Here is an 11,811-nt window from a genome sequence, read left to right on the forward strand (position 1 = left end):
GAACCCGGTGGCTTCCGGAACCTCCGATTCGTACGATCGTCCGCGTCACGTGGACCGGTCCGGCGACGACTCGGAGCGACTCGGTCCACTTCCTCCACGCATGACCCCGACCGGATCGTTCCCGGCCGCCGGCGTGTCCCCCGCGGGCGCGCCGTCCACCGGAGCCTTCCCCGCCCAGCCGACCAGCGCCTGGCCGGTGTCGGCGCCCGCGGGGCCCCCGCCGCACAGCGGGCCGCCGCATCTGGTGCATCAGCCGGAGCCGCAGACCGCGCGCCGCGGCCGCAGCGGTGTCCTCGCCCTGGTCATCGCGGCGATCCTGCTGGTCGTCGTCGGCGTCCAGGGTGCGTTCATCGTCCGGCTCGAGTCCCGGCTCGACAAGGCCGAGCAGGCCGCCTCCGCCGCGAAACAGAGCGACGAGAGCCGGCTCAAGGCCGTCGAGGACCGCGCCGACAAGCTCGAGGCCAAGACCGGCGGCAACCTCGACGCCGCGGCCGTCGCCGAGAGCGTGCGCCCGAGCGTGTTCCGCGTCTCCACCAAGTACGCCACCGGCACGTCCTTCGCGCTCGGCAAGGCCCCCTCGGGCGGCGGCACGAACCTCATCACGAACTACCACGTGGTGCAGGAGGCCTACGAGAAAGGCGAGCGCGACGTCAGCATCGAGCGGACCAACCAGCGCTTCCCGGCGAAGATCATCGAGGCGCACCCCGACAAGGACCTCGCCGTGCTGCACACCGACGAGGAGTTCACCCGGCTCGTCGCCGCCGCGCAGGTGCCGAAGGTCGGCGAGCCCGTCCTCGTCGTCGGCGCGCCGCTCGGCCTGGAGGACACCGTCACGACCGGCGTCGTCAGCGCGTTCCGCTCGCTCAGCGGCGAGGAACTGATGCAGTTCGACGCGGCGATCAACCCCGGCAACTCCGGCGGCCCAGTGTTCAACGCCAAGAAGGAGGTGGTCGGCGTCGCGACGCTGAAGGCACGAGAGGCCGAAGGCATCGGACTGGCCATCCCGATCTCGGTGGTCTGCGACACGATCAGCATCTGCTGATCCCTCTATCGACCCGCACCACGTCGTCGCGTCCCGGTCGCGACGGCCGCACCACCACCCCCGCCCGGGGCGTTTCCCGGAGGGATTCTCAGGAGGAAGAAAGCAGATGACATACCCCGGTAACCCCCAGGGGAACCCGAACGAGGGCTACGGCTACCCCGACCCGAACGCGCCGCAGGGGGCCTACCCGCCGCCGTCCGCGCCGCAGAACCCGTACGGCGCCCCCGTGCCGCAGCAGCCGGCTCCCACCCACGACCAGGGCTACGGCCAGCTGCCGGTGAACCCGTACGACCAGGGCACCCAGCAGATGCCGACCTACGGCGAGCCGCAGCCGGCCGCCTACAACCTGGAGCCGTCGGTCTCCGCGCCGCCGACCTCGCCGATGATGGCGAACCCGCCGATGTCGGCCCCGCCGATGTCCGGCCCGCCGGTCGCGTACGGCCCGGTGTCCGGCCCGCCCGGATACGCCCAGAGCGGCTACCAGACCCCCGGCGCGCCGCCGAAGAAGAGCGTCGCGGTGCCGATCCTCGCCAGCCTCCTGGCCCTCGCGATCATCGCGGCCGGCGTGTTCGTCGGCCTGTACATCGACAAGAGCGGCAAGCTCGACAAGTCGGAGAAGCTCGCGGCGCAGCGCCAGGACAGCCTGACCTCGACCCAGGGTGAGCTGGACAAGACCAAGACCGACCTCAAGGCGAAGGCCGACGAGCTCACCAAGGCCCAGCAGGAGCTGCGCGGCGTCACGGCCGACAGCACCGAGGCGAAGCGCCAGCGGGACGTCATCGGCAAGTGCCTGCAGCTGCTGCTCGAGGCGCTCGACGCGTCCAGCAAGGGCGACAAGACGACGCTGCAGAACAAGCTCACCGAGATGGACAAGCCGTGCAACGAGGCTGAGGTCCTGCTCGGAATCTGATCCCCGCTCCCGGGGGCGCCGCTCTGCCTGTCAGCGCAGGGCGGTGACCCCGGGCGGGGGCAGCCCCGCCGTCGAGGCCAGCAGCGCGCACCAGGCGTGCACGTGGGCCTGCATGTCCTCGTCCGTCGGCGTCCACGACGCCCGGATCTCCAGGTCGGCCGCCGTCGGCGGGCCGGTGAGCGCGAGGTCGCCGAAGCGGGTCGACAGCGTCTGCGTGACCGTCCCGCCGATCGCCGTGTAGGACGCGCCGTGGCTTTCCAGGGCGTCGGTCAGCCAGCTCCAGCCGACGCCCGGCAGCAGCGGGTCCGCGGCGAGCTCCGCCTCCAGCTCCGCCGTGACATACGTGACGAGCCGCATCGTGCCGTCCCACGCCTCGTGCCCGGCCGGGTCGTGCAGCAGGATCAGGCGCCCGGTCGCGACCTCGTCGCCGTCGCGCAGCACCGTGCCGCTCATCGCGTGCGCGAACGGCGCCAGCCGCTGCGGCGCCGGCATCTCCTCGAGCTCGATCTCGGGCCGCGCCGTGAACGCGCGCAGCTCCTCCACCGCCCGGGTGAACGTTGGGGGAGTCGCGGTCGATGGCGCCATACCGGAAGAGTAAGGCGCAAACCTCACGCAGGGGGTGCCGCCGCGCCGCCGTTGTGCGCGCAGTGAAACGATGACTTCGCTATGACTGACAACTTGCTGCTGCGCGCCGCCCGCGGTCAGGCGGTGCCGCACCCTCCCGTCTGGTTCATGCGCCAGGCCGGCCGTTCCCTGCCCGAGTACCGCGCGCTGCGGGCCGGCATCGGCATGCTGGAGTCGTGCCGCCGGCCCGACCTGGTCTGCGAGATCACCCTCCAGCCGGTCCGCCGCCACCACGTCGACGCGGCGATCCTCTTCAGCGACATCGTCGTGCCGCTGCAGGCCGCGGGCGTCGACCTGGACATCGTCGCCGGGACCGGGCCCGTCGTCGCCTCGCCCGTCGCCACGATGGCCGACGTCGACGCGCTGCCGGCGCTGGATCCCGAGGCCGTCGGGTTCGTCGCCGAGTCGATCCGGCTGCTGCTCGCCGAGCTGGGCCAGACCGCGCTCATCGGCTTCGCCGGGGCGCCGTTCACCCTGGCCAGCTACCTCGTCGAGGGCGGGCCGTCACGGCATCACGTGAAGACGAAGGCGCTCATGTACGGCGCACCCGACGTCTGGCACGCCCTGTGCGCCAGGCTCGCCGACATCACCCTGACGTTCCTCCAGGTCCAGGCGGGGGCGGGCGTGCACGCGGTGCAGCTGTTCGACTCGTGGGCCGGGGCGCTGTCGGAGGCGGACTACCGCCGATACGTCCTGCCGCACTCCCGGCACGTCCTGGACGGCGTCGCCGGTCTTCCCCGCATCCATTTCGGCGTCGGCACCGGCGAGCTCCTGCCGGCCATGGCCGAGGCCGGCGCGGACGTGGTCGGCGTCGACTGGCGCACCCCGCTGGACGTCGCCGCCGGGCGGGTCCCGGGCAAGGCCCTGCAGGGCAACCTCGACCCGTGCGTGCTGTTCGCGCCGTGGGACGTCGTGGAGTCCGAGGTGCGCCGGGTGGTCGCCGAGGGCCGCAAGGCGCCCGGGCACATCTTCAACCTCGGGCACGGCGTCATGCCCGAGACCGACCCTGACGTGCTGACCAGGATCGTCTCGCTGGTGCACTCGCTCTAGTACGTGGGGGTCCAGCGCCACCAGCCGTGGTCGCCGGCGAGCTGGGCCAGGCGCGAGCCGAGCATCAGCGACGTCGCCCCGGTCTCACCGGCGAGGCGGCCGTGCACCAGCTCGGCGATCTCCGGCGCGCGGTACTCGGCGTGCTCCAGCAGCTGCAGCGTCACCGTCCACCAGTAGCGGTCCTCGTCGCTGGCGTGCGGCGCGCCGCAGACGAACCACTCGGCGAGCCCGTCGAGCAGGTCGTCGCCGACGCCGTCGGGATCGGTGAGCCGCAGCGCCGCGCAGACCCGGGCGACCACGTCGTCGTCCCAGCCCGACAGGTGCCCGCGGACCAGCGTGTGCAGTGACGGGTGCCCCAGCGCGCCCGCCGCGTCGATCTCCAGCGAGAACACGTTGTCGCGGGCCAGCTGCTCCTGCAGCACTGGCAGGATGCGCTCGTCGCGGCGCCGGGCCAGGCCGAGCAGCGCCTCGCACCGGGTGTCGTCGTGCGGGTCGTCCAGGCGCACGACGAGGGCGTCGCGCAGGACCGGCGCGTCCACCTCGGACAGCTGGGTGCCGAGCGCGAAACACGCCCAGTCGCGCACGTCGTCGTCGGGGTCGTTGCTCAGTACCAGCAGCGCCCGGACCGTGTCGTCGGGCGCGGCCTCACCCAGGACGCTCGGCAGCGCCTGCGCGACGGCCCGCCGGACCCGGGCGTCGGCGTGGTGGACCAGCGGCAGCAGCAGCGGCAGCGCCTCGTCGTCGTAGCACCAGGCGACCGCGTCGGCGAGCTCCGCCGGCGACGTGGCCGTGTCGGCGAGCAGCGCGGAGATGGTCCGCGCGGTCGGCTCCACGTCGTCGACCGGTGCCGCCCTCGCCGCCGCCGCGGCCGCCGCGGCCTCGGCGGCCGCCGCCGGGTCGGCCGGGTCGTCGGCGTCGGCCGCCAGGTCGGCCAGGTCCGCGATGACGTCGGCGAGCGGATCCGTCCCGTATCCGTCCCCCGTCTGCCCGGTGCCGATCTGCCACGGGTCGGTCGTCCAGGGTTCGGCGGTCCACGGCGCCAGAGCGTCACGGCCGCCGCCGGCGCCGGGGTTCAGCGCGCGGTCGCTCGGCTCGTCGGGTGACGGTCGGGAGGACGCAAGGTCGCTCATCCGAGAGAGTGTGCTCGCCTCGGGCGAGATGTTCCAGAGGGGTTCGTCCCACAGATGGACATCCCCCTGGTCAGAATCGCCCGACCCGACGACATATCGACGCACTTCGGCTGTGCGACGTGGCGTTCAGCGCCCCCGGCTGTCCAGCCGCAGCGACTGCCACGAGCCGTCGGCCGCCCAGCCGCCATCGACTGAGAGTGATGCTCCGTTCACGAATCCGGACTTCTCCGGGTCGGCGAGGAAGGCCACCGCCCGGGCGATGTCATCCGGCTGGGCGAACCGCGCCATCGGCACGTGCTCGGTGATGTCGGTGTCCTCGTACGCGCCCGACGCCTGCGACGCGTCGTCCATCTCCGTCTTCACCCAGCCGGGGCAGACCGCGTTGACCCGGACGCCCCGGCCGCCCCATTCGACCGCGAGCGTGCGGGTCAGCCCGATCAGGCCGTGCTTGCTCGCGTTGTACGCCACCCGGTCCGCGACGCCCATCAGCCCGGCGACGGAGGCGATGTTGACGATCGAGCCCGTCCCGCGCACGAGCATCCGCCGCCCGAAGGCCCGGCACAGCAGGAACGGCCCGGTCAGGTTCACGTCCAGGACCCGCCGCCACTGGGCCGCGTCCGTGTCCTCGGCAGGCGCGATCGAGGCGATGCCGGCGTTGTTCACGAGGACGTCGCAGCCGCCGTACACCGACTCGACCTCCGCGACGAAACGCGCCACCGTCCCCTCGTCGGACACGTCACCGGTGAACATGAGCCCCTCGAGGTCGACCGGCTGCGCGTCGATGACCGCCAGCCGGTACCCCTCCTCGGCCAGCAGCTCGGCGGTCCTGCGCCCGATCCCCTGCGCCGCGCCGGTGACGACGGCCACTCGCGTTTCTGTCATATGGCGACCATAGACTCGGGGCATGAGGAGGGTCGTGGTGGTCGGGGGTGGCATCGCCGGTCTCGCGGCGGCGCACCGGCTCGTCGAGCGTGCCCCGCACCTCGACGTCGTCCTGATCGACCAGAGCGACCGTCCAGGTGGCAAGCTGCGCACCGTCTCCCTGGCAGGTGGCCCTGTGGAGCGCGGCGCCGAGTCGTTCCTGTCCGGCGACCCTTCGGGCGGGCCGAGCGCCGCGGTGCGGCTGGCCGGCGCGATGGGGCTGGAGCTGGTGCACCCCACGACGGGGAAGGCCGCGGTGGCGTTCGGCGGCGCACTGCACGACCTGCCCGCCGGCACCCTGATGGGCATCCCCGCCGAGGCGCCCGCGGCGGACGTGGATGCGCCCGGCGGCGGTCCGTTGCTGCGGCCCGGGCAGGATGTGACCGTCGGCGAGCTCGTCCGCCCCCGCCGCGGTGACCTCGTCGTCGACCGGTTCGTGGAGCCGCTCCTCGGCGGCGTCTATGCCGGCCGGGCCGACCGGCTGTCGCTGCGCATGGCGCTGCCCGCCCTCGCCGACGCCGCCGAGCGGGCCGAGACCCTCACCGGCGCCGTCCGGGGCGCCCTGGCCGCGCGGCGCAGCACCCCCGGCGCGCCGGTGTTCAGTGCTGTGCGGGGCGGCATGAGCCGGCTCGTCGACGCGGTCGCCGGCACACTGCCCGACGTCAGGCTCGGGCTGCCCGTCCGCGAGCTGCGCCGTCACGGCACCGGCTGGCGGCTCACCGTCGGCTCGACCCGCGACCCGTCCACAGTGGACGCCGACGGGGTGGTCCTCGCGGTGCCCGCCGCCCCCGCCGCCCGCCTGCTGTCCACAGTGGATGACGTGCCGGCCGCGCCGCTCGACTATGCGAGCGTCGCGCTCGTCGGCCTCGCCCTGCCGTCGACGAAGCTGCCGGAGCTGTCGGGGTTCCTGGTGCCGGCGACGGAAGGGTTCGCGGTCAAGGCCGTCACGTTCTTCGACCAGAAGTGGTCGCACCTGCGCCGCCCCGGCCTCACCCTGATCCGCGCCTCGGTCGGCCGGGCCGGCGAGGAGCAGCAGCTGCAGCGCGCCGACGCCGACCTGCTCGACCTGGTCCGCGACGAGGTCGCCCGGCTGCTCGGGATCGACCGCCTCCCCGACCCGGCCGACGCGGCGGTGTTCCGGTGGGGTGGCGGCCTGCCGCAGTATGCGCCGCACCACCGCGACCGCGTCGCCGCCCTGCGCGCCGCGCTCGCCGCCCACCCGCCGCTCGCGGTCGCCGGCGCCGCCTATGACGGCGTGGGCATCCCCGCCTGCGTCACATCGGGGCAGACCGCCGCCGACACGCTCCTGGACACCCTGGAAGGATGACGACATGACGAGCTCTGACGAGACCGGGATCAGCAACGCGGCACGCATCCGTGAGCTCAATGACTCGATCCGCTACACGATGTGGTCGGTCTTCCAGGCCAGGACCCCGCTCGACCCCGCCACCCGCGCCGAGACCACCGCCGAGGCGACCGCGTTCCTCGCCGACCTCGCCGCGAAGGACGTCGTGGTCCGCGGCACCTATGACGTCGCCGGCCTGCGCGCCGACGCCGACCTCATGATCTGGTGGCACGCCCCGAGCGCCGAGGCCCTCCAGGAGGCGTATGCCGCACTGCGCCGCACCGCGCTGGGCGCCCACCTCGCCCCCGTCTGGTCCCAGCTGGCGCTGCACCGCCCGGCGGAGTTCAACAAGAGCCACATCCCGGCGTTCCTGGCCGACGAGCACGCCCGCGCCTGGGTCTGCGTGTATCCGTTCGTCCGGTCCTATGAGTGGTATCTGCTGCCCGACGAGGAGCGCCGCGCCATGCTCGCCGAGCACGGCAAGATGGCCCGCGGCTATGCCGACGTCCGCGCCAACACGGTCGCCAGCTTCGCGCTCGGCGACTATGAGTGGATGCTCGCCTTCGAGGCCGACGACCTGCACCGCATCGTCGACCTGATGCGTGACCTGCGCGCCTCGACGGCCCGCCGGCACGTCCGCGAGGAGGTCCCGTTCTACACGGGCCGCCGCCGCGACATCGCCGACCTGATCGCCAACCTCCCGTAACTGGTCCGGTCTGGTCGCGCTCACCTTTCGCGACCGGGCCCGTGTCGCCGGGACGCTTTCTGGTGTCCCGCCCACACACGGGCTGAGGAACCGTAAGCGCCACCCCCGAACCGAGGACGACTCAGAACGTCCTGACCATGCGATGGTGACCCCGTCCGCGGCGGTAGCCGAGCCGGTCGTTGACGGCGAGCATCGCGCCGTTGGAGGCCTCGACCTCCGTGCGCAGGCTCCGGATCCCGGCCAGCCCCGCGTGCGCGGCGGCGTGCAGCTTCAGCGCGCGGGCGACACCACGCCCGCGCCAGGGACGGGCGACGGCGGTGTAGTCGTTGTGAGCCACAAGCAGGTCACCGGTGCCGCGCAGCAGGCACACACCGGCGACCTGATCATCGTGCAGGGCGAGGAACACCCAGCCGGGCCGCCATCCGTCGCCGCCGAGGACCTCCCGCCGCCAGTCGTCGAAGGCGGGGACGTCGTCGACGTGCCCGGGGTTGTCGGGCAGCGTGTCGAGGTACAGCCGGTAGAGCTCGGCCGCCCGCCCCGGCGCGAGGCTCGCGAGGCTCGTCAGCCGGAGCACGCCGTGTGCCGTGGCATGGGTGCCGGTGGGCGCGGCGCCGGCCGGGACCGGTGTGACCGCTTCGCAGACGTGCGCCTGCGACCGGTAGCCGTACGCGGCCAGCAGGCGCAGACCGGCCTCGTCGTGGTCGGCGACCTCGCACATGATCCGCTCCGCGCCGATCCGGCCCGCCCACGCGTGCAGGCGCTCCAGCAACGCCCGGTGCACCGGTCCGGCGTGCTGCCCGGGGTCGGTGTGCACGACACTCGCGACGGCACCGGCCGGCGTCCAGGGGGCTCGCCAGGCCACGGCGTACCCGAGGAGCCCGCCGTCGCCCGGGCAGACGTATCGCACGCGGTCATGGCCGACCAGCCGGCCCTCGGCGTCGGTGGACAGCGCGCCGTGCGGTGGCATCGCCGCGTCCTGCTCGGTGAGGTCCTGGACGGTGACCTGGCCGCCGCAGCGGGTGAGCAGGTCCGCGACCTGGTGGTGGTCGGCCGGGGCGCGCATCTCGCGGACGATCGGGTCGGGCGGCACCGGCGAAGGCTAAGCCGCCGGGAGCCTGGCGTCAGCCGATTTCCGGCGCGGGACGGTGCATCGGGATGTGTTCGATGCCGTCCTCGAGGAACGTCGGGCCGGAGGGGGCGAAGCCGAACCGCTCGTACACGCGGACCGCGGTGGTCTGGGCGTCCAGCACCGACGCGCGGGGGCCGACGATCGAGACGGCCTCCGCGAGCAGGTGGGAGGCGAGGCCCTGGCCGCGGTGCGTGCGGGCGGTGACGACGCGGCCGACGCGGGCGGTGCCGTCGGGTTCGGCGAGGACGCGCAGGCAGGCGGTGACGGCGCCGGAGGGGTCGGTGAGCCACACGTGAACGGTGCCCGGCTCGGTGTCCCGGCCGTCGATGTCCGGGTAGGGGCAGGCCTGCTCGACGACGAAGACGTCGCTGCGGAGGCGGAGCATCGCGTACAGGGTGAAGAGGTCCAGGTCGGCGAACGGGGCGCTGTGCGTGGTCACGGCCTGAGCGTAGCCAGCTGCTCGGCGGCCTTGCGGGCGGCGATGAGGACCGGGTCCCAGACGGGGGCGAACGGGGGAGCGTAGGACAGGTCCAGGCCGGTCATCTCCTCGACGGTCATGCCGTGCCAGAGGGCGACGGCGAGGGCGTCGATGCGCTTCGCGGCGCCTTCCTGGCCGACGATCTGGGCGCCGAGGAGGCGGCCCGTGGTGCGCTCGGCGATGATCTTCGTGGTGATGGGGAGGGCGCCGGGGTAGTAGCCGGCGCGGGTGGTGGACTCGGTGACGGTGGAGAAGGTGGCGAACCCGGCGGCCAGCGCCTCGGCGGTGGTGAGGCCGGTGCGGGCGACCTCGTGCGCGCAGATCTTCGACACGGCGGTGCCGACGACGCCGGGGAAGGTGGCGTAGCCGCCGCCGATGTTGATGCCGGCCGCGCGGCCCTGCTTGTTGGCGTGGGTCCCGAGGGCGATCGCCGCCGGGCGCTGCGAGACGCGGTGGAAGACCTCGACGCAGTCGCCGGCGGCCCAGACGCCCTCGGCGGAGGTGCGCAGGCGGCGGTCGACGACGATGCCGCCGGTCGCGCCGACCGTGATCCCGGCGCCGGCGGCGAGGGCGCTGTTGGGGCGGGTGCCGAGGCCGAGGATGACGATGTCGGTGGGCACGGTCCCGTCGGGGACCCGCACGCCGGTGACCCGGCCGGCCTCGACCTGGAAACCCTGCAGGGGGCAGGAGAGCCGCAGGTCGACGCCGAGGCCGCGCAGCGCGTCGGAGACGAGGGCGGCCATGTCGGGGTCGAGGGTGCGCATCGGCTGGTCGGCGGCGTCGATGAGGGTGACCTCGAGCCCGCGGCTGATCATCGCCTCGGCCATCTCGAGGCCGATGTACCCGGCGCCGACGACGACCGCCCTGCGGGGGTTGTGCCGGTCGAGGTACGACAGGAGCCGGATCCCGTCCTCCAGGGTCTGCACGCCGTGGATGCCGGCCGCGTCGGCGCCCGGGACGTCGGGGCGGGCCGGGGTGCCGCCGGTGGCGATGACGAGCTGGTCGAACGGCTCGGTGTACGTGGTGCCCTGGGCGAGCACGGTCACCGAGCGCGAGTCGAGGGAGATCGCGGTGACCTCGCTGGCGAGGCGCAGGTCGATGTCGAGCGCGCGGAACTGCTCCGGGGTGCGGGCGACCAGGTCGTCGGGGGAGCTCACGTCGCCGGCCACCAGGTACGGGATGCCGCACGCGGAATAGGAGACGTGCTGGCCCTTCTCGAACGCCACGATCCGCAGGTCGCCGGCCGGGCGGCGGCGGCGCGCCTGGGAGGCGGCGCTCATGCCCGCGGCGTCGCCACCGATGACGACCAGACGTTCGGGGGAGCCTGAGGATGAAGTCACCCGATCATTTAATCGTGTTTGTCGGGTGCCGGGATGGCGGCGCCGGTGTCGTCCCAGACGTTTCCGGAATTCGCGCTCAGCGTCGTCTGCGTGCTGATGAGGATGGGGCAGACGTACATGCTGTTGCGGCCGAAGCGGTTGTTCACCACGGCGATCCCGGTCATCGGGGTGGGTCCGCCGCCGCGGTGGGCGAAGTTGAGCACGCAGTGGCCGCCGTCGAGCCAGTTGTTCTCCACGCGGATGTCGCCGCTGGCGCCGCCCTCCTGGGTGACCTGGTAGGCGGCGTTGGCGTCCGAGCCCGGGCTGAGCACGTTGTGCCGCAGGGTGATCCGGCGTTTGCCGCGGGTGTCGACGGCGTCGTTGACGGTCTCGCCGCCGCCCGGTGCGCCGGTGCGGTAGTACGCCAGGTCGTGGATCCAGGAGTCCTGGACGACGACGTCGTTGCCGGCCTTCACGCCGTCGACGGTGCCGTGGATGTTGACCCGGGTCAGGGTGGTGGCGCCGGCCCAGACGCCGTCGAGGCACGCGTTGGGGGCGGCCGGGGCGATCTCCACGTCCTCGATGACGGCGCTGCCCTCGACCTGGATGACGGCGGCCGGGCAGCGGGCCGCCCCGCCGCGCACGATCGAGTTGCGGATCGTCACGTTCTTCCCGGTGATGCGGACGTATCCGCGGATGTCGGCGTTGGCGATGACGGCGTTGTCCACCGAGAGCGTCTGATCGCCGCTGAGGACCGTCAGGGTGGTTCCCGCGATCACGCCGGTGTTCGCCGCGACGGGCCTCCCGCCGCCGCGGGACGCGGCCCGGGGCACCGCGGACGGCGAGGTGGAGGCGGACACCGACGGTGACGGCGACGGCGACCGTGACCCGGACGGGGAGACGGATCCGGGCAGCCCGGCCCGCTCCGCGGAGCGGCGCTGCTCGGGCGTCAGGCCGTCCGCCGACGTCCGGTGTGCGGGCTGTGTCAACGGATAGACGAGGATCGCGGTCAGTGCCACCGTCGCGACGCCGGCGACCGCCACGCCGATCGGCCCCCAGTGAAAGCCGCGCCAGTCGACACGGCGCCCTGTCGCCGGAAGATCACTCTCGGTGGTCACCGAACCTTTCTAGTGGTACAGGAGTGACGTTGTCCACCT

The 11,811-nt window shown here is 73.4% G+C and carries 12 protein-coding genes; 5 read left to right on the plus strand and 7 right to left on the minus strand.

From position 1 onward, the window contains the following. Positions 1 to 100 precede the first annotated feature (100 nt). Both ACZ6TV_RS05735 and ACZ6TV_RS05740 read left to right on the plus strand, forming a co-directional pair. Positions 101 to 1,042 (plus strand): S1C family serine protease, encoded by a 942-nt coding sequence (locus ACZ6TV_RS05735; RefSeq protein WP_465295745.1) that lies wholly within the window; start codon positions 101 to 103, stop codon positions 1,040 to 1,042. A gap of 106 nt (positions 1,043 to 1,148) precedes the next feature. Continuing rightward, a complete protein-coding gene (locus ACZ6TV_RS05740; protein ID WP_465295747.1) occupies positions 1,149 to 1,952 on the plus strand; it encodes a hypothetical protein in 804 nt (267 codons plus the stop codon). A gap of 30 nt (positions 1,953 to 1,982) precedes the next feature. On the opposite strand, the gene ACZ6TV_RS05745 is transcribed toward ACZ6TV_RS05740, so the two are convergent. Beyond that, on the minus strand, positions 1,983 to 2,537 hold the full coding sequence (locus tag ACZ6TV_RS05745) for a DUF3000 domain-containing protein (RefSeq protein ID WP_465295749.1): 555 nt from the start codon (positions 2,535 to 2,537) through the stop codon (positions 1,983 to 1,985). A gap of 81 nt (positions 2,538 to 2,618) precedes the next feature. Here ACZ6TV_RS05745 and hemE point away from each other — a divergent pair, with 81 nt between their 5' ends. Continuing rightward, complete coding sequence (gene hemE, locus ACZ6TV_RS05750) at positions 2,619 to 3,626, plus strand: uroporphyrinogen decarboxylase (RefSeq protein ID WP_465295751.1); 1,008 nt, start codon at positions 2,619 to 2,621, stop codon at positions 3,624 to 3,626. Here the strand turns inward: hemE and ACZ6TV_RS05755 are convergent. Together ACZ6TV_RS05755 and ACZ6TV_RS05760 are read right to left on the minus strand one after the other, a co-directional pair. Then, complete coding sequence (locus ACZ6TV_RS05755; RefSeq protein ID WP_465295753.1) at positions 3,623 to 4,756, minus strand: HEAT repeat domain-containing protein; 1,134 nt, start codon at positions 4,754 to 4,756, stop codon at positions 3,623 to 3,625. The genes hemE and ACZ6TV_RS05755 overlap by 4 nt on opposite strands. A gap of 126 nt (positions 4,757 to 4,882) precedes the next feature. After that, positions 4,883 to 5,638 carry an SDR family NAD(P)-dependent oxidoreductase gene (locus tag ACZ6TV_RS05760; RefSeq protein ID WP_465295755.1) on the minus strand — a complete coding sequence of 252 codons (756 nt, stop codon included), beginning with the start codon at positions 5,636 to 5,638 and terminating at the stop codon, positions 4,883 to 4,885. Between the two features lie 22 nt (positions 5,639 to 5,660). On the opposite strand from ACZ6TV_RS05760, the gene hemG reads away from it, so the two are divergent. Then, positions 5,661 to 7,004 (plus strand): protoporphyrinogen oxidase, encoded by a 1,344-nt coding sequence (gene hemG / locus ACZ6TV_RS05765; RefSeq protein WP_465295757.1) that lies wholly within the window; start codon positions 5,661 to 5,663, stop codon positions 7,002 to 7,004. Between the two features lie 4 nt (positions 7,005 to 7,008). Beyond that, on the plus strand, positions 7,009 to 7,728 hold the full coding sequence (gene hemQ / locus ACZ6TV_RS05770) for a hydrogen peroxide-dependent heme synthase (RefSeq protein ID WP_465295759.1): 720 nt from the start codon (positions 7,009 to 7,011) through the stop codon (positions 7,726 to 7,728). A gap of 121 nt (positions 7,729 to 7,849) precedes the next feature. Here hemQ and ACZ6TV_RS05775 read toward each other — a convergent pair whose 3' ends face one another. Genes ACZ6TV_RS05775 through ACZ6TV_RS05790 form a run of 4 tightly spaced genes read right to left on the minus strand, consistent with a single transcriptional unit; the run spans position 7,850 to position 11,772 of the window. Continuing rightward, positions 7,850 to 8,818: a GNAT family N-acetyltransferase gene (locus ACZ6TV_RS05775; RefSeq protein WP_465295761.1), complete on the minus strand. Its 969-nt coding sequence runs from the start codon at positions 8,816 to 8,818 to the stop codon at positions 7,850 to 7,852. A 31-nt stretch (positions 8,819 to 8,849) separates the two neighbouring features. Next, complete coding sequence (locus ACZ6TV_RS05780; RefSeq protein ID WP_465296130.1) at positions 8,850 to 9,242, minus strand: GNAT family N-acetyltransferase; 393 nt, start codon at positions 9,240 to 9,242, stop codon at positions 8,850 to 8,852. Positions 9,243 to 9,292: 50 nt separating this feature from the next. Next, positions 9,293 to 10,675 (minus strand): FAD-dependent oxidoreductase, encoded by a 1,383-nt coding sequence (locus ACZ6TV_RS05785; RefSeq protein WP_465295763.1) that lies wholly within the window; start codon positions 10,673 to 10,675, stop codon positions 9,293 to 9,295. 8 nt (positions 10,676 to 10,683) lie between these two features. After that, positions 10,684 to 11,772, minus strand: a complete 1,089-nt coding sequence (locus ACZ6TV_RS05790) for a hypothetical protein (RefSeq protein WP_465295765.1) — start codon at positions 11,770 to 11,772, stop codon at positions 10,684 to 10,686. Positions 11,773 to 11,811 lie beyond the last annotated feature (39 nt).

This window comes from Dactylosporangium sp. NPDC051087 (assembly GCF_055586325.1).